The following is an 18,139-nucleotide window of genomic DNA, read 5'->3' as shown; positions in this document are numbered from 1 at the left end:
TTCGCGACTCATTTATATCAAGTGTAGCAAGCTACGGTTGTTATAAATGCGTTCCACTTGCATGTATTAGGCACGCCGCCAGCGTTCGTCCTGAGCCAGGATCAAACTCTCATTTGAACTGTACTCAGTCAGATATCATCTGACTTTTTCTTCTTTTATTGACAGGTTACTTAATGTAACCCGCACGTTTGGTTTCTTTATCCAGTTTTCAAAGGTCTTATCGCCTCCGTAAGAGACAACTTCTTTATTTTAACAAACCTCCCGAACTTTGTCAATAACTTTTTTTCAACTTTTTTTCAAAAATCTTATGACAACTATGGGGTGATTTGAGAACTTTTATATATTACTATATTTGCATTGAACTTGTCAATAGATTTTTCGGATTTTTTTAAACCTCTATAATTCCCACGTTGTATAGTCGATTGAAATCAGAGCAGGATAAAGCGTCTCAAGAAAAGTATCGCATTTGGCAATGCTTTTCTGCGGTGTTTTTTCTACCATTTCTCAAATTCATTGATAGACTTGACAAATGGTAGAAAAAACGGCTCTATAATTTCTGTAGTGGGTAAATTCCCATCGGAGATTATGGAGTCTTTTTGACTATAGCAAAAAAGTTCCATATGACTTATAATGAAAAGCAACCAAACCACTCATTAGAAAGACTCATATGGAACAACTAGATGATATCAAAGATTCACTCAACATTAAAGACCCTAACATCGCTTTTGAAAAGCAATTTGACAAGTTCTTCACTCACAGAGAGTATCATGCCAAGTTAGATTATGATGCTCCACAATGCCCTGCTTGTCAAGGAAAAATGATAAAGTATGATTTCCAAAAGCCATGTAAAATTCCCTATCTGGAAATGGCTGGTGACAAAGTACTGATTCGCCTCAAAAAGCGTCGCTTCAAATGTCAATCGTGTGGGAAAATGGCTGTCGCTAAGACCTCTCTGGTCAGAGAAAATCATCAGATTCCCAACATCATTAACCACAAAATCACCGACAAACTCATGAGCCGTGAGGCAATGTCAAAAATCGCTGAAGACCTCTCTGTCTCTGTGTCAACCGTCTATCGGCAACTCAACCGCTTTGAGTGTCAGACAGATTTAACCTGGTTACCCGAAAATATGTCGTGGGATGAGTATGCTTTCAAGAAGGGAAAGATGAGCTTTATTGCCCAAGATTTCGATGCCAACAAGATTATCGCTATCCTTGATGGTCGGACGCAAGCTGTCATTAAAAATCATTTCATGCGGTATTCTCACAAGGTGCGCAGTCGTGTCAAAGTCATCACCATGGATATGTTTAGCCCCTATTATGACATCGCTAAGACACTGTTTCCTAAGGCGAAGATTGTGCTCGATAGGTTCCACATTGTTCAAAACCTATCTCGCGCCATGAACCGTTTCCGTATCCAAATCATGAACCAATTTGAGCGTCAATCTCATGAATATAAGGCCTTAAAACGTTACTGGAAACTCATCCAACAAAACAGTCGAAAACTCAGTGATAAACGATTTTATCGCCCGACTTTTCGCATGCACTTGACCAATCAGGAGATTGTGCAACGTCTTTTGGGCTACTCTGATGAACTACGCCACCACTATAACCTCTTCCAATGCCTTCTCTCTTTCATTTCCAAGAAAAGCAGGAAAAACACTTCTTTGATCTCATTTCTGATACCATCAAACAAGTTCATCCTATATTTAAGACCGTCTTTTCGACCTTTCTAAAAGACAAAGAAAAGATTATCAATGCCCTGAAACTACCTTATTCCAACGCCAAACTAGAGGCGACCAACAACCTTATTAAAGTCATTAAGCGAAATGCTTTTGGCTTTAGGAAGATGAAAACTTCAAAAAACGGATTTATCTCGCTTTGAACACAACAAAAGAGAGAACCAATCTGATTCTCTCTCGGTGTTAGTTATAAGTCAACCCACTACAGTTGACAATGAGCCTTTATACATCGTCATGGCTTTCTAATGGTTTTGTTCTTATTATAGTGATAAACCATGGCATAGAAAAACGGGCCTCTCCAACTGCGGAAATGCCTGTTTTTTTATTCTGAAGCCAGTTTTTGCCCAGCCTCTTTGTATTATTTTTTGGATTGTTCTTTAAAGATCTTGGCTTCTTCTTCAGTGGCGAATACGAAGTGACCTGGTGTGATTTCATGCATAGTGCGTTCTTGACCATCTAATTCTGCTTGTGGATCATATACTTGATGAACACGCATGCGTTCTTTTTCAGGATCGGGCTCTGGAATAGCTGATAGAAGACTCTTAGTATACGGATGAATCGGATTATTATAGACATCATCCGAAGTTCCAATTTCCAACATTTTCCCCCAATGCATTACGCCGATACGATCTGAGATGTATTTCACCATCGATAGGTCATGGGCGATAAAGAGGTAGGTCAATCCTTTATCATGTTGTAATTTTTGCATCAGGTTAACAACTTGAGCTTGAATAGAAACATCCAAAGCAGATATAGGTTCGTCAGCGATGATAAACTTTGGTTCAACGGCAAGGGCACGAGCAATACCGATACGTTGGCGCTGTCCACCTGAAAATTCATGCGGATAACGGGTTAAGTGATCTTTATTCAATCCAACTAAATCTAAGAGGCGTTGAACCTTCTCATCACGTTCCGTTTTAGAAGAAACTAGTTTATGAATATCTAATCCCTCAGCAACAATATCTCTAATTTTCATCCGACCATTGAGACTTGCTTGCGGATCCTGGAAAATCATTTGAGCCTGTTTTCGGAAATTGTGTTGTGCCTTCCCTTTAAGATGAGAGATTTTTTCACCATTAAAGATGATCTCTCCTTCGTTAATATCATAAAGTTTTAAAATAGCACGACCGACTGTTGTTTTACCTGAACCAGATTCTCCAACTAGCCCAAAAACCTCACCTTCATAGATATCAAAGCTAACATCGTTGATCGCTTTAACTTCATTGGATTTCCCTTTGTTAAATGTGAGGGAAACATTTTTCAATTCTACTAATTTTTTTCTGGTGTTTTCCATCAGTTAGCCCCTCCGTTGTTGTCTTGCCATTTAGCCCAGCGTTTTAAAATTTGTGGTGGAGGTGTTATTTCAGGAGCTCTTTCATCCAATAGCCACGTTGCTGCATAGTGTGTTTCTGATACCTTAAACATTGGTGGTTCTTCTTCGTGATCAATGTTTAAGGCAAATTCATTACGTGCCGCAAAAGCATCCCCCTTTGGAGGATTCAGCAAATCTGGAGGCGTTCCTGGAATTGACTGAAGCGCTCCCGCAGCTGTATCGGTAGTAGGCATTGAATTCAACAGACCCCAAGTATAAGGATGTTGTGGGTTATAGAATACCTCATCAACCGTACCATACTCGACAATTTTACCTGCATACATAACCGCAACACGATCAGCCATACCAGCAACAACCCCTAAATCATGAGTGATGAAAATAATGGAACTTGACGTTTTTTGCTGAATATCTTTCATCAAGTTCAAAATTTGAGCTTGGATGGTAACATCTAGTGCTGTTGTGGGCTCATCTGCAATCAGAATTTCAGGATTACCGGCTAGCGCAACAGCGATAACTGCACGCTGACGCATTCCTCCTGACCATTGGTGTGGGTAATCATTAATATGTTCTTCGGCATTTGGAATACCGACACTTTTCATCAACTCAAGCGCACGATCCAAAGCTTCTTTTTTGGATACTTTCTCGTGCAGCATAATTGGTTCAGCAATTTGCATACCAATTTTCATTGTGGGATCAAGACTTGTCATAGGATCCTGGAAAATCATAGCAATTTCATTGCCACGAATTTTAACCCAATCTTCTTCCTTTAAATCATTTAGATTACGATTTTTAAAAAGAATATCACCAGAAATTTCAGCATTTTTTGCTGATAATCCCATAAGAGTCTTAGTTGTTACAGATTTACCTGAGCCAGACTCACCTACAATGGCAAGTGTCTCACCCTTTTTAAGTTCAAAGTTAACTTCACGAATGGCTTTGACTTCACCGGCATAAGTGTGGAAATCAACATGAAGGTGTTTAACTTCTAAAATATTTTCTTGCGTCATATTCATTTCCTCCTTTAGTCGTTACTTGATTTTGGATCGAATGCATCACGTAAACCATCACCAAGCAAGATAAATGCTAAGGAAATGATAACAAGAGCAAGCGCTGGAAGTAATACTTGGTATGGGTAATATTGCAAGTTTTCTTGAGCGTCTGAGATCAAAGACCCAAGAGAGGCTGTTGGTGGCTTCACACCGAGGTTAATCGCTGATAGAACCGCTTCGTACATAATTGCACTTGGAACGGTCATCATGATTTGAACAATGATAATGCCTGAAATATTAGGAAAAATATGCTTAAATGCAATTTTACCACCATTTTCGCCAAGGGAACGAGCCGCAAGGACAAACTCGCGCTCACGATAAGAAAGAGTTAAGTTACGTACCTGACGAGCCATTGACGTCCAACCAACAAGACCGATAGAGATGATAATGGAAAGAATACCGTTCCCAAGCAAAAGACCAAGCATCGTTACAATAACCAAGTTCGGAATTGATGATACCACCTCAATAATACGTTGCATCGTCGTATCAACTTTCCCGCCAACGTAACCAGAAATCAGACCATAGGTCACTCCGATAACAAGGTCAATCGCGGTAGCGGCTAAGGCTACCAATAGCGAGATACGAACCCCTACAATAATACGCTTACCCAGACTACGACCGAGAGTATCTGTTCCTAAAACAAATTTTTGATTCTCAGGAACACCTTGATCTGCATACGCATCGTTAGCTTCTGTATTACCAGAGTAGACAATCTCACCATTCCAAAATGGTAAATTGTCACTGAGCTTAGGTGGTAGATTTCGATAGGTAGTGACTTCCTTTGACTTAAAAGAGTTTGCATCTTTTTGCTTCACAAATACAGTCGAAGCTAAAGAAAACACCATCAAAAAAACAAGAAACCACATTGCTACAACGGCTAATTTATTTTTTTTAAGTCGACGCCAAGCATCCTGAAAGAAGGATAGTGCTGGCTTTTCAATTTTTTCTTGAGTGCTAGACGTTCCAGCACCAACAAGTTTAAATGTTTGATATTTGTCTGCCATTTTACTCTCCTTACTGCAAGCGAACGCGAGGGTCAACGATACTAATGATGATATCTGTCGCTAAAATAGCCACCATCAACATCACAGAGTAGACAATTGTTGTCCCCATAATAACTGGATAGTCTTTTGTCGGAATTGCTGTAACGAATAACTGACCAATACCCGGAATAGAAAAGATTCTTTCCATCAAGGCAGAACCAGTTAAAACACCTGCTGCCAGAGGACCAACCAAAGTCAACACTGGAATCATGGAATTACGATAAGCATGTTTGTTCGTTACTTGACGCACCGTCAAACCTTTAGCGCGGGCCAACTGAATATAGTCAGAGTTCAACGTTTCAATCATTTCACTACGGAAAAAGCGCGTAACTTGAGCAAAAATAGGAATTGCAAGACCTAATGTTGGTAAAACTGACTGTGCAAATGTTCCCCAACCAGAGAGAGGCAATAGTTGCCATTTAAATCCTAGATAGTCAAGAAGTAAAAGACCAATAATGAAAGAAGGCACTGAAATCCCCATTGTTGACACAATACTAAGAAAACCATCAATTTTATTATTCTTATTACGAGCAGAAATTGCTCCTACAATGAGGCCACTACCGATACCGATGATCAGAGCTTGTAGACCAAGTTGAACAGATACACCAAGCCTTTGACTAAGCATACGTGATACGGGTTGGTTGATGGATTGGTAACTTGTCCCAAAATCTCCTTGTAAAATATCAAACAGATATTTTACATATTGTTGCCATACTGGTTTATCAAGACCATATTGCTTATTCATTAAAGCAATCATTTCATCTGTCAAGCGAGGGTTGTTGTAGGGTGTCCCTGGCATTACCTGCATAAGGAAGAAAGAAAGAGTAATTACCACCCATAAAGTTACCAAAAGTATGGCTAGGCGTTTTAGAATGTATTTTATCATAATAGTTCCTTTTTTCTTTTGCTTTTATTGCAGGAAAAAGTTTTTCCTGCAATAAAAGCAAGAATTGGGCAACCCAATTCTTGCTGCTATTTAGTCATTCTGGCTAACTGAATTATTTTTTATAAGCGTGCGTAAAGTCTGTACTCAAACCAGTTGAATTACGAACAAGTCCCTTAATAGCTGGATTTTGCAATGATTCTGTACTACGGAAGTACAATGGATTATAGAAAGCATGATCGTAAAGAGCTTTTTCAGCAGCTTTATAATTATCAGCTGCCGCTTTTTTATCTAAAGCGTTTTTACCAATAGCTTCTTCGTATGCTTTATCATATTCTTCACTAGTGAACTTACCGTAATTGTATGACGCATCAGATGTGAACATGCCATAGAAAGTTGATCCTTCTGGATAGTCACCACCCCAAAGCGCTATTGCAACTTCAAAGTTTTGATTCTTCGTATCTTCCAAACGTTGTTTAAATGGTACGAACTTTTCTTCAACAGTCAACCCTGGAAGAGCATCTTCCCAAGTTGATTTTAAATAATCTAATGTATTTTTAGCAACTGGAGAATCAGCATCAGATGTGACAGTAATGGTGAGTTTATCTTCTCCGATTTCCTTTAGACCAGCTTCGAATAACTTTTTAGCTTCTTTAGCATCATATGAGTAGCCTGGAGCAACATATTTTGCTAAATCTGTACCATCTTCCAAGGCTGCTAGTCCAGTAGGTGCCAAGCCAGTAGCTGGTTTTGATCCTGTGTCAACCGCTGCTTTTACAACTCCCTCGCGATCTGTCGCAAGGTTAAGGGCTTTACGAATATTTTCATTAGCTAAAGCTTTAACTTCACCTGTCTGGTTATAAACCATATAAGCTGAGGTAGCTTCCGGCACAGTTACAAGTTCTTTACTATTTTTGTTGGCATTATAAATAGCTGTTGTTCCTGAGATATTGGCTGCATCCAGATCACCTTGTTTATACATTTGGACCGCTGTATCTGGTTTTTTAACGACTTGGATATTTACCGTTTCTGTTTTGACATTTTTAGCATTCCAGTAATTGTTATTTTTAACAAGCTTGAATTTATTGTTGGAACCATTCCAACCTTCAACTTTATAAGGACCTGAATAAAGTTGTGATTTAGAATTTGTTCCATAGTCTTTTCCTGTTTTTTCAACAAATTCTTTCTTCTGTGGCATGAAGTTTGTGAAAGCAAGGTACTCCATGAATTGAGGTGTTGGACTTGTCAACGTAAAGATGACTTTATTTCCGTCAGCTTTAACACCAAGTTTGTTCAAATCTTTTTCGTCACCTGAATTGATTTTATCAGCATTTTCAAGATGTGATTCTGTTGCAAGGTAAGCATACTCAGAAGCTGTTGCAGGATCTACCATACGCTGCCATGAATAAACAAAATCTTCCGCTGTTAAATCACTGCCATCTGACCATTTTAGACCATCACGAAGAGTCGCTGTGTATGTGTGGCCATCTTCAGATACTTCAACTTTTTTAGCTAAATCTGGCTCTGTGCCACCTTTACCATCAAGGCGAAGTAGGTTACTACCTGAATTACCAATCGCCATGTTGGAATAAGAATCTGTATTTTTAGATAAATCCAATGTGTTGATTTCAGTTGGAATCGACCAGTTGATCACATTCTTATCTGAAGCAGACGAAGATGATTTACCACCGCCACAAGCAACTAATACAGCCGTTGAGGTCAGAGCAACCGCTCCTAAACCAACACGCTTCCAATTTGATTTTGAAAACATTGACATATGATGTCCTCCTATGATGAGCAATACTTTAATGAATTGAATTATACCATACCCCTACTTGAAAAAGGAAGAGTAAAATGAAAAATTTTCTGAATTCTCCGTATTTTAAATAAAACAAGACGCGGAATGGCAGTACTATTTTTTATCAATAACGAGTCATTTCCCCCTATTTCAACGCATTTGCTCCCTCTACTAAACCACTTCAACTCTGCTAAATATTTCGTTTTAGGATAACATTTTCTTTTTTTCTTACTATATATAGTTTTTGGCTATAACAAAAAAAAGCGATGACTCGCTTTTTATTATTTGTATGGATTTTCTAACTTATATTTAGAAATTTCCGTCGGACTTCCCCAAACATAATGGCCAGGCAACACCTCAACCATGCTAGGTTCCTCTGTGTCATAATCATGTTGTTCTGGATCATAAACCACCAATTCTTTCTGACGCTCCAAAATTGGATCTGGAATTGGCACAGCAGATAATAGTGATTTAGTATATGGATGAATTGGATTTCTAAACAATTCTTCAGTCTCAGCAACTTCGACAATAACACCTTTATAGATAACAGCAATTCTATCTGAGATAAATCTTACTACTGATAAATCATGTGCGATGAAGAGGTAAGTGAGTCCTTTTTCTTCCTGCATCCGTTTTAAAAGATTGAGAACTTGAGCTCGAACTGAAACATCTAAAGCTGATATTGGTTCATCTGCAATGATGAATTCTGGATCCATGACCAATGCACGCGCGATACCAATCCGCTGACGTTGTCCTCCTGAAAACTCATGAGGATAGCGTGTCAAATGTTCCGAAAGCAAGCCAACCTCAGTCATCATTTTAGCGACTTTATCTTTACGATCCTTGTCATCTTTAAAAAGTCCAAAGTTATATAATCCTTCAGAAATGATATAATCCACTGTCGCACGTTCATTTAAACTAGCTGCAGGATCCTGAAAAATCATTTGAATTTTTTGGAGCATTTCTCTCTCGTCTGATTTAGACAATTTCTTATTGATCACTTTTCCATCGTAGACAATCTCACCGTTACTGGTATCATTTAGCCCAATGATTGCTCGACCAATCGTTGTTTTCCCAGAGCCTGATTCTCCTACTAAAGAGAATGTTTCTCCTTTATTGATAAAGAAATTCGCATTCTTGACAGCAACAAATTTCTTTTTGCCTTCACCGAAAGAGATTTCCAAATCTTTAATGTCAACTAATTTCTCTGGCATTATTGTTCAACCCTTTCTTTTCCTAGTTTTTGTGAAATTTTTGAATGTAAATCTTGTATCATTTCAGGTTTATCAACGTCCGGCGCATCTGGGTGTAACAGCCAGGTCTTGGCCCAGTGATTATCATTGACATAAAATTTTGGCGCTTCTTCTTCAAAGTCAATTTGCATGGCATAACGAGAACGTGGCGCAAAGGCATCTCCTACAATTGGCTTATACAAAGATGGTGGGGCTCCTGGAATAGAGAATAGGACACCTGTTTCATCTGCTAGTTGCGGCAAACTAGACAATAAGCTCCAAGTATAAGGGTGGTGAGGATCATAGAAAATATCCTCAACTGTGCCGTATTCGACTATATCACCTGCATACATAACAGCCACTTTATCCGCAATACTTGCTACTACTCCTAAGTCGTGTGTAATAAATATAGTTGTGAAACGATATTCAGCTTGCAAATCTTTAAGTAAGCTAATGATTTGAGCCTGGATGGTGACATCCAGAGCTGTTGTAGGCTCATCACAAATAAGAATATCAGGGCGACAGGCCAGAGCAATCGCAATAACAATACGCTGACGCATTCCTCCTGAATACTGGAATGGGTACTCTTTAAAACGTTTCGCCGCTTCTGGAATACCAACACTTTCCATATAGTCAATCGCCATTTTTTTAGCTTCAGACTTAGACTTTCCTTGATGTTTAATAATGACTTCTGTAATTTGGCTACCAATTGACTTGATCGGATCTAATGAGGTCATTGGATCTTGGAAAATAGTGGCAATCTTAGCACCACGAATCTCTTCCCAATCCTTATGACTCTTTAGACTTGATAACTCTTTTCCACGGTAATTAATCGATCCACTAGCAATACGGCCGTTACTTTCTAACATCCCAGTGAATGTTTTTGTTAATACCGATTTTCCGGAACCAGATTCACCGACAACTGCCAGGACTTCGCCTTCAATAAGATCAATCGAGACACCTCTAATAGCGGTCAAAACACGATCACGTACATCAAATTCAACAACGACATCTTTAGCACTTAATATAACATTATCTGTTTTTTTCATGTTATCTCCTATCTATGTGAACGCGGATCACTAGCATCTGCAAGGTTTTGCCCCACGATATATAGGGGTAAAGATACTAAAATCAAAGTCGTTAGTGGTATCCAAAAAAGGTATGAGTTGTCTGTTAAGTATGTTGAGTAATTAGCAATAAGACGTCCCAAACTTGGCTCGGAAATCGGTAATCCAAGTCCAAAGAAAGATAGGAATGCTTCAAAAGAAATATACATAGGCAACATCTGACTTACCAAGGTCATGATCACTGATACCAATTGTGGCAAGAGGTTGCGAACCACTATTTTAGTCATCGGGGTTCCCAAGGTACGACTGGCAAGATTATACTCTAAGTCGCGATAACGTAACACTTGAACACGGATACTATAAGCAATTCCTAACCATCCTGTAACACAAAAGGCAAAGATAAGATTCCAAAAACCAGCACCAATTGAATAGGAAAGAACGATAACAATCAAGAGGAAGGGAATATTAGAAATAACATTGTAAACTTCTAGCATAATGCGATCAAAGCTTTTTGAGACACCCCAAATACCACCAATAACAACACCAATAACTGTGTTAATTAAGGTCGCAATCACTGAAATCAAGATAGAATTTCTAGCACCATACCATACGCCATCAAACAAGGATTGACCATTCTTATCCGTTCCAAACCAATACTCACCATTTGGCCAAATAAAACGTTTTGAAAAATCGTTGATATTGCTGACGTCTTTAAAATCGTAATTAGCAAACATTGGGTAGATGAAGCTCATCAAAATAATCGTGATCAGAATAACAAGCATAATAAGGGTCGACTTCTTAGCAAAAAACTGCCTAAAAACCGATTTCCAATAAGAATAAGCTGGTGAATCGATCACTTCTGCTGCTGAGGTATCTAATTCTACAAATGTAAATTTCGTTTTATCGATTTGAGCCATTATTTACCTCCTTTTGAAGTCAATCGAATACGTGGATCAAAGATGGTCATTAAAAGATCACCTAAGAGTAAAGCAAAAACAGACACAACTGTAAAGATGAAGACTAACCCAACAACCATTGAGTTATTAGCTGCGCGTACAGAGTCAATCAACATTTTACCCATACCTGGGAAGGCAAAAATAGTCTCTGTTAAGGTTGCCCCAACGATCGTTAAAGCAATCGAGCTTGGAATACCGTTCGAAATCGGTACCATAGCATTTTTAAACAAATGCTTTTGAGAAATTTCTGCCTCTGTGAGACCTTTAGAGCGAGCAAATCGTACATAATCACTAGCCTGTTGGTCGACCATATAGCGTCGGAACCAAACCACAATCCCTGGAACGCTCAAAATTCCTAAAACAAGGGCTGGCAGTACATAAGATAATGGGCTAGAGGCACCTAAATTTGGAAAACTATCTGGTAGGCCTAAGTTTGACCCAACAAAACGGATGATGTAAATCGTTGCGACACTTGGTAACGCCAACATAAAAGTCATGAGTCCGGTTGAGAAACGATCAAATAGGCCATCTTTATAGCGAGACATCAGCATACCTATTGGCAGACCAACCGCATAAGCAATGATAACCCCTATAACACCAATGATGAAAGAGTTTTTGAGCATAGAGGGTTCGCTATAATTATTTTGTGTCGCTGTGTAAGCATCATTTTCACCGAAGTTATGTTTAGCACGCGAATCTGCCTTAGATGGTGACAAATAAGTCCTTGAATACATATTGATTGCAGACTGACGTGTATTGCCATTTGGAAATGTCACTTCACTTTGAAGGGTTCTTCCTTGTCCTTGCGTGATAATGCGTGTGACTGGTTGATTGGCATAGGTTGGATACGACAATCCTAAGTTAAGTTTAAAAATATTTTGATGAATGAATGGAAAACTGCTGTTAAAATACATCAAATATTTGTGTTTTGTTCCTGAACCGACTAAAGCTGGACCTACTGAAGGATCATTTTCAAATCGAACATAGCGTTCTAAATCAGGATTTGAAGCATCCTTTATTTTCCAAGGATGATCAACGACGATTAGGTTTGAATAGAAATTCCAAACACGTTCAATGATCGAAATGTCACGTGTCGCATAAAATTCTTTACTCTCTTTGAATTGATGCAATTGCCATTTGCCACCTATTGATTTCAGATATTTTTGATAATAGTTTTTATTGGTAGCCGTTGGCTTTGTTGTGACCTGTTTATACTCTTTAGAAGCTTTCGTTTGAAGCTCTTTAGTGGTTAAATAGTCGATATACCCCATCCGTTCAAAAATCGTATTTTCATAATTGGCTTTTTTATCCGGGGTTGTAATCATTTTATTGTAGTTAGGATCATTTTTAAAAATTAAACTTTTTGGCACCATGGTATAGACAATTGTATAGACCAAAGTGGTTACCAAAAAAATAGATACTAATGATCGCAAAACACGCATTAAGATATATTTTTTCATTCTGTTCTCCAAAACTTGAAAGAACTTTCTCTTGCGTTGAGAGAAAGCTCTTTTCTTGTTTACTAAGCTTTATTTTGCTACATGATCAGCCAGTTCTTTAGTGGCTTTTTCATTTGATTTTTCGCGTTTAGCTTTCCAGCTCTCCAAAGCTTTTTGATAACCCTCAGCTGTAACTGGCTTATCTAGAAGTTTTTGGTATTTATAATTAGTACCGCCGCCTTTAGTACCAACCCATGAGAATGGTGCTGAAAATGGTTGAATACGTGAGACTGATGGCGCACCTCCTAGTGAAACCGATGGAATAACTAGGGCACTATCGCTTAACCATGCCTGAGCTTTGGCATATTCTGTATAGCGAGCATCTACATCATCACTAATGGCAGCTGCTTTGTCGAGATGAGCCTGGTATTCGTTTAAACCAACCTTATCAATGATCTCTTTATTCTTAGCATCAACACCTAATCGCATTGTTGAAGCTGCTCCTTCTTCTGTAGAGAAGATGTCTAAGTAGGATGACGGATCGAGATAGTCTGGGCTCCAACCAGATATGGTAATATCATAGTCCATTTGCTCAGCAGACTCAGCCTCGTATGTTGCCGCTAGGTATTCTTCTTCAGATTTTTCAAGAACATTTACCTGAACATTTTCTTTACCAAGGTTAGCCTCTACAGATTGTTTTAATGATTTGGCACGTTGCACACCAAGTTCATCTGTCTGTGATACAACGGTGTCGATTTGAATAGGATAAGTGACGTCGCTTCCAAGAGATGCTTTCGCTTTTTCAAGTTCTGCTTTCGCTTTTTCTGGATTATAAAGACCGTTTTGAGCGTCTGTTAGATCAACACCTTTCCACTCATCACCAAGTTTTTCCAGTTCACTGGTAACTGTGTCTCCGAAGTCTTTACCATCAATTTGAACAAAAGTTGGTGGTACAAGGGTGTTACGCAAAGCCTTATCTTTAGCCTCTTCACCAGAAACCTGTGAATTCCAAGAAGCGCGGTCAAAGGCAAAGGTTACTGCTTGTCGGAAGTCCTTGTTTTGAAGAGCTGCTTTGGTATCTTCTATTTGCTCTGGTGTTTTAGAAGTCATCTTATTCGCAGTACGGTTAACATTGAAGAAATACATAAAGGTTGATGCATTTTGTTGAGTGTAGTAGATGTTCTTACCAAAGTCTTTAGATGCCTTCTTGTAGCTTGGTTGGTTTGGATAAAGACGAGCATAGCTATATGAACCATCTTTGAAGTTGTTAAAGAGAGCATCAGGATCAGAACCATCAGAATAAGTCAACTTGACATTCGTAATATGGACATTTTTAGCATCCCAATAATTCTCATTTTTGGTCATCTCTACAGATGACTTAGAAGTGATGGCACTTAGGGTATATGGACCGTTATACAATAAACTAGATGGGTCCGTTGGAGCACCAAAGTTTTTCCCTTTAGATTTCAAGAACTCTCCATTTACCGGGAAAAGAATACCATAGGTTGTTTTAGAGTTCCAGAAACTTTCTGGCTTATTGAGGGTATATTGAACGGTATGTTCATCAATCGCCTTGACACCAACCTCTTTGAAATCTTTGATTTTTCCATCAAGGTAATCTTTCAGACCTTTAACAGAATCTTCGACAACATAAAGAGCATCAGATTTTTCGTCAGCAGCATGTTTTAATCCTGTCACAAAATCTTCAGCAGTCACTGGAGCGTACTCTTCACCATCGGCTGTATACCAGTATGCATCATCGCGCAGTTTGTAGGTATAAGTCAATCCATCTTTAGAGACTGTCCAATCCTTAGCTAATGACGGAATCAAGTTACCATAACGGTCATTTTCTAAGAGACCGTCAACGAAGTTAGAAGTCAAATCACTCGTTCCACTTGCGTTAGCTACGGTATAATCTAACGTTTTAGGTTCTTCTGGATACACATAACTATATGACATATCCCCTGATTTCTTCGAACCAGATTGATTGCCACAAGCTGCCAGAACTGATGTCGAAACAAGTGCAACACCAGCTAACACCATTAATTTCTTTTTACTTGTCATAAAAACACTCCTCTATGTTTTGTCTTTTTCAAAACCAATGCGCATATGATGATTTAGAAGTATTTTACCATAAATATCTAAAAAAAAAAAGATTCGTTCAGAAAATTCCACATATTGAATCCGCTTACCGATTTGTCGAAATATTTCCTAAAATTAAAATATGGTATAATAAGAAATATCAAATATTCCTTATTATAGTTCATTCCAGAGGGCATGCTGATCGCTTTTGTCACATCGGAAATGACAAGAAGCTAATCATCCCTCTTGCAAGGGACGTTCAATATGATTATAAAATATACAACTTTTCAAAAAATGAGTTTTATCCATGCCTTGCCTAGCTATCAGTACTTCTTAATGACTCTAAATTTGCTACAATAAAAGGTAAAAATCGTATAAAGCCAACAATAACTAACTTGACGTCTTCATCTGAAACTTAACACGACGAGGTCATGAATAGATGGGAGTTAACCTCCTAACATCACGACTATTTTTACTGTATTGTAGCTAGGTCAAGGATGCTTTTAAAAACAATGGCACTATCATAAGGCACAGAAGAACAAATCGCTATTGAAAATCTATCTGTAAGACTAATGCTCCTAGGAGATGCTTCGTTATGAATTATCTTTTCAAGCAACTGCTATCGGAAGGAATGATATCTTAGAAATAGCCTTGTAATGGAAGTTCTGTTAAACTAATAGAAGGGCTATGAGTGAGCAAATCAGAACAGTCTGCCTACTGCTTGATTGAGGTTTACCTCACTAACGAAGAAATAGAAGTCTCCCATCAGTAGCTCATGAGGGCGATTGCTCGTGACTTTATCACTCATGGCATCATTCATCTAAACGTTTTTTTGTGTTCTGAAACTAACCAAGATCATGGGTAACAAATCATTGTAAGGATCATTATGAAAAAAATCATTGCTTTTTTAAGTCTACTTATCTCTTTTCTACCTTCATTGGTAACTGCAGACGAATTCAAGGCTAAGGCTGAGCATGCTATTGCTGTTGAAGCTAGTACTGGAAAAATTTTATATGAGAAAGATACAACGACTCCTGACGCCATCGCCTCGATTACTAAAATATTAACAGTTTATATGGTTTATCGAGAAATTGATAAGGGCAATCTGGCTTGGGACACTGAGGTTGAGATTTCTGATTATCCTTACCAATTGACGGTCAACCCAGAAGCTAGCAATGTTCCTATGGAAGCTAGGAAGTACAAGGTTAAAGACTTGGTCAATGCGACAATGATAGCCAGTGCTAATAGCGCAGCGATTGCTCTTGCGGAGCACATCGGTGGCAGTGAACCCAAATTTGTTGATATGATGTCCCAACAGTTGAAGGAATGGGGCATCAGGGATGCTAAGCTAGTTAATGCCTCTGGACTCAATAACCAAGTCTTAGGAGATCATATTTATCCCGGTTCTAAAGAAACTGATGAAAATATGATGAGCGCTAAGGATGTGGCTATTATTGCTCAGCATTTGATTAATGATTATCCTGATGTTTTGACATTTTCCAAAAAATCAAAAGAACTTTTTGATGGTACTGAAATCATAACATCTAATCAATTACTTCTGGACGATGAAAACACATTTGAAATCGATGGTTTAAAAACTGGTACAACCGAGCTAGCAGGTGCTTCTATCGTTGCGACAGCTAATAAAAATAATATGAGGATTATTAGTGTCGTTCTTAACGCAGATAACTGGAAAGAAAATGACTATGCCCGCTTCGAAGCTACAAAAAATATATTAGACAACGTTTACAATAGATTTGAAAAAGTCAAAGTCATTAATAAAGATCAAACTTACCAAGATCAATCAGTCCCTATTTCATCCTCAATAGTTGAAAAAATTATGCCAATTGCCAGCTCTGATTTTTACATTGTAAAACCTAGAACTGAGAAGTCAATAAAACTAAACTTTACTCCACAAAAAACTAAGCTGACTGCCCCAATTATCAAAAATAAAACTCTGGCTACATTGGCATTCCAAGACGATTATAAAATTGGAGATGGTTATTTAAGCCAGGTTCCGCAAGTAGAGATGGTTTCACCTAAAAATATTGACAAAAACGGTTTAATTGATATTAGTATTTTTCATCTTACACAATTTATGAATAACATCAAATTAAAATCGTATCAAATTCAAGAGGAATATTTAAAATGAAAAAATTACTACTTTGGCTTCTTTTAATACTTGTCTCGATAATGTCTTTTGTCAAGACAGTTTCTTCCGATGACTTTGATCCACCGGCAAAAAGTGCCTTTGTTTTTGAAGTGAACTCAGGTAAAGTGTTATACCAAAAAAATGCTAATGAAACTACTGAAATTGCTTCGATTACAAAGTTATTAACCATTTACTTAGTTTATAAAGAAATTGAACATCAGCGTTTAGATTGGAATGATACAGTCAACATATCCGATTACTCTTATAGCTTAGCTGCCGAAGGCGTCGTAAGTAACGTTCCACTAGACAAACGTCAATATACCGTTAAAGAACTCGTTGAAGCAACTCTAATTGCCAATGCTAATAGCCCAGCTATTTCATTAGCAGAGCACATTAGTGGGAGTGAGGCTCAATTTGTCGATAAGATGAAAAAGCAATTAAGAGACTGGGGAATCAAGGACACTAAATTAGTAAATGCTTCCGGTTTAAATAACGAACAATTAGGACATAATATCTATCCTGATTCTAAGAAAACGGACGAAAATATGATGAGCGCAAGTGATGTTGCTATTATAGCAAATAAACTGTTAACTGATTTTCCAGAAGTTACTAAAATGACAAAGCAAGTCTCAGCTGACTTTGACAACACTACAATGCATACCTATAATCATCTCCTGCCAGAAGCTTTTTTAGCTCGTCCAGGTGTTGACGGACTGATTACTGGAACGTCATCTAAGGGCGGTGCTTCTTTCGTAGCAACTTCTACTGAAAATGGAATGCGTATCGTTACTGTGGTGTTAAATGCCGACGATGCTGATAAAGATGAATTTGCTCGTTTTAAAGCAACAAATGAGATTTTAGATTATATTCTAGCAAATTATGAGAAAAAGACCATTTTGAAGAAGGGGCAAACGGTCGATAGTAGCGAGGTTTCTGTTCGTGACGGGAAGCAAAAAACGGTAAAAGCTACCGCAGCTAGAGACTTGACGATCATTCGCCCAATTAACCAAAAATCTAAAATCGTCTTTCAAGCTAATCAAAAGGAATTAACCGCACCTGTGAAAAGCAGAACCAAGGTTGGCCACTTCGTTTTCCAAGATGAACATCTTGTCGGGGATGGCTATTTGGGAGATCTTCCAAAGGTGACTGCCCAAACCAAAACGTCGGTTAAACGAAGTTTCTTCTTAAAAGTTTGGTGGAATCATTTTGTGACTTATGTCAATGAACGTTTATAACTATCTCAATTGTCAAATTAAGCTAGACAGTTTATCTTACTCAGAAAAACTTGATACGGTGTTTGATAGTTTAGGGATTTTCTAGGTATTCTATTTCTTTTATCAGCTATAGCTGATAAAACGTCTTGA

12 protein-coding genes, 1 rRNA gene and 2 pseudogenes are annotated in these 18,139 nt (G+C 38.2%); 3 read left to right on the top strand and 12 right to left on the bottom strand.

What is annotated here, in order from left to right:
• Positions 1–117: ribosomal RNA gene (locus tag ABP870_RS09995) — 16S ribosomal RNA — on the bottom strand; the annotation flags it as partial.
• Positions 118–667: 550 nt separating this feature from the next.
• On the opposite strand from ABP870_RS09995, the pseudogene ABP870_RS09990 reads away from it, so the two are divergent.
• Positions 668–1,884 (top strand): annotated as a pseudogene (locus tag ABP870_RS09990) (ISL3 family transposase).
• 215 nt (positions 1,885–2,099) lie between these two features.
• On the opposite strand, the gene ABP870_RS09985 reads toward ABP870_RS09990, so the two are convergent.
• The 10 genes from ABP870_RS09985 to ABP870_RS09940 form a co-directional block, all read right to left on the bottom strand.
• On the bottom strand, positions 2,100–3,035 hold the full coding sequence (locus ABP870_RS09985; protein ID WP_350015234.1) for an ABC transporter ATP-binding protein: 936 nt from the start codon (positions 3,033–3,035) through the stop codon (positions 2,100–2,102).
• Positions 3,035–4,081, bottom strand: coding sequence for an ABC transporter ATP-binding protein (locus tag ABP870_RS09980; protein WP_350015233.1), 1,047 nt, complete (start codon positions 4,079–4,081; stop codon positions 3,035–3,037). The genes ABP870_RS09985 and ABP870_RS09980 overlap by 1 nt, the downstream gene beginning before the upstream one ends.
• Positions 4,082–4,095: 14 nt before the next feature.
• Complete coding sequence (locus ABP870_RS09975) at positions 4,096–5,127, bottom strand: ABC transporter permease (RefSeq protein ID WP_350015232.1); 1,032 nt, start codon at positions 5,125–5,127, stop codon at positions 4,096–4,098.
• Positions 5,128–5,137: 10 nt separating this feature from the next.
• Positions 5,138–6,052, bottom strand: a complete 915-nt coding sequence (locus tag ABP870_RS09970; RefSeq protein ID WP_350015231.1) for an ABC transporter permease — start codon at positions 6,050–6,052, stop codon at positions 5,138–5,140.
• A gap of 112 nt (positions 6,053–6,164) precedes the next feature.
• A complete protein-coding gene (locus ABP870_RS09965) occupies positions 6,165–7,826 on the bottom strand; it encodes a peptide ABC transporter substrate-binding protein (RefSeq protein ID WP_350015230.1) in 1,662 nt (553 codons plus the stop codon).
• Positions 7,827–8,128: 302 nt separating this feature from the next.
• Complete coding sequence (locus ABP870_RS09960) at positions 8,129–9,061, bottom strand: ATP-binding cassette domain-containing protein (RefSeq protein WP_350015229.1); 933 nt, start codon at positions 9,059–9,061, stop codon at positions 8,129–8,131.
• Positions 9,061–10,128 (bottom strand): ABC transporter ATP-binding protein, encoded by a 1,068-nt coding sequence (locus ABP870_RS09955; protein ID WP_350015228.1) that lies wholly within the window; start codon positions 10,126–10,128, stop codon positions 9,061–9,063. The genes ABP870_RS09960 and ABP870_RS09955 overlap by 1 nt, the downstream gene beginning before the upstream one ends.
• A gap of 8 nt (positions 10,129–10,136) precedes the next feature.
• Positions 10,137–11,063 carry an oligopeptide ABC transporter permease OppC gene (gene oppC / locus ABP870_RS09950; protein ID WP_350015227.1) on the bottom strand — a complete coding sequence of 309 codons (927 nt, stop codon included), beginning with the start codon at positions 11,061–11,063 and terminating at the stop codon, positions 10,137–10,139.
• Entirely contained in the window at positions 11,063–12,562 is a 1,500-nt protein-coding gene (locus ABP870_RS09945; protein ID WP_350015226.1) for an ABC transporter permease, read from the bottom strand. The genes oppC and ABP870_RS09945 overlap by 1 nt, the downstream gene beginning before the upstream one ends.
• A 69-nt stretch (positions 12,563–12,631) precedes the next feature.
• Entirely contained in the window at positions 12,632–14,605 is a 1,974-nt protein-coding gene (locus tag ABP870_RS09940; RefSeq protein ID WP_350015225.1) for a peptide ABC transporter substrate-binding protein, read from the bottom strand.
• Positions 14,606–15,509: 904 nt separating this feature from the next.
• Here ABP870_RS09940 and pbp3 (ABP870_RS09935) point away from each other — a divergent pair.
• Both pbp3 (ABP870_RS09935) and pbp3 (ABP870_RS09930) read left to right on the top strand, forming a co-directional pair.
• Positions 15,510–16,775 (top strand): D-alanyl-D-alanine carboxypeptidase PBP3, encoded by a 1,266-nt coding sequence (gene pbp3, locus ABP870_RS09935; protein WP_350015224.1) that lies wholly within the window; start codon positions 15,510–15,512, stop codon positions 16,773–16,775.
• Positions 16,772–18,010 carry a D-alanyl-D-alanine carboxypeptidase PBP3 gene (gene pbp3 / locus ABP870_RS09930; RefSeq protein WP_350015223.1) on the top strand — a complete coding sequence of 413 codons (1,239 nt, stop codon included), beginning with the start codon at positions 16,772–16,774 and terminating at the stop codon, positions 18,008–18,010. Before pbp3 (ABP870_RS09935) ends, pbp3 (ABP870_RS09930) begins: the two co-directional genes overlap by 4 nt.
• A 17-nt stretch (positions 18,011–18,027) precedes the next feature.
• Here the strand turns inward: pbp3 (ABP870_RS09930) and ABP870_RS09925 are convergent.
• Positions 18,028–18,139: pseudogene (locus tag ABP870_RS09925) on the bottom strand (IS30 family transposase); the annotation flags it as partial.

The sequence above is a fragment of the Streptococcus jiangjianxini genome (assembly GCF_040225085.1).
In the GTDB taxonomy this organism is placed as follows: domain Bacteria; phylum Bacillota; class Bacilli; order Lactobacillales; family Streptococcaceae; genus Streptococcus; species Streptococcus jiangjianxini.
Note: the sequence above shows the minus strand (reverse complement) of the source record. Positions and strands in the feature narration are given on the sequence as shown.

Bases quoted from the DNA above. Each gene is read 5' to 3' on its own strand.
- ABP870_RS09985 (WP_350015234.1), bottom strand. From the start codon at position 3,035: ATGGAAAACACCAGAAAAAAATTAGTAGAATTGAAAAATGTTTCCCTC.
- ABP870_RS09980 (WP_350015233.1), bottom strand. From the start codon at position 4,081: ATGACGCAAGAAAATATTTTAGAAGTTAAACACCTTCATGTTGATTTC.
- ABP870_RS09975 (WP_350015232.1), bottom strand. From the start codon at position 5,127: ATGGCAGACAAATATCAAACATTTAAACTTGTTGGTGCTGGAACGTCT.
- ABP870_RS09970 (WP_350015231.1), bottom strand. From the start codon at position 6,052: ATGATAAAATACATTCTAAAACGCCTAGCCATACTTTTGGTAACTTTA.
- ABP870_RS09965 (WP_350015230.1), bottom strand. From the start codon at position 7,826: ATGTCAATGTTTTCAAAATCAAATTGGAAGCGTGTTGGTTTAGGAGCG.
- ABP870_RS09960 (WP_350015229.1), bottom strand. From the start codon at position 9,061: ATGCCAGAGAAATTAGTTGACATTAAAGATTTGGAAATCTCTTTCGGT.
- ABP870_RS09955 (WP_350015228.1), bottom strand. From the start codon at position 10,128: ATGAAAAAAACAGATAATGTTATATTAAGTGCTAAAGATGTCGTTGTT.
- oppC (WP_350015227.1), bottom strand. From the start codon at position 11,063: ATGGCTCAAATCGATAAAACGAAATTTACATTTGTAGAATTAGATACC.
- ABP870_RS09945 (WP_350015226.1), bottom strand. From the start codon at position 12,562: ATGAAAAAATATATCTTAATGCGTGTTTTGCGATCATTAGTATCTATT.
- ABP870_RS09940 (WP_350015225.1), bottom strand. From the start codon at position 14,605: ATGACAAGTAAAAAGAAATTAATGGTGTTAGCTGGTGTTGCACTTGTT.
- pbp3 (WP_350015224.1), top strand. From the start codon at position 15,510: ATGAAAAAAATCATTGCTTTTTTAAGTCTACTTATCTCTTTTCTACCT.
- pbp3 (WP_350015223.1), top strand. From the start codon at position 16,772: ATGAAAAAATTACTACTTTGGCTTCTTTTAATACTTGTCTCGATAATG.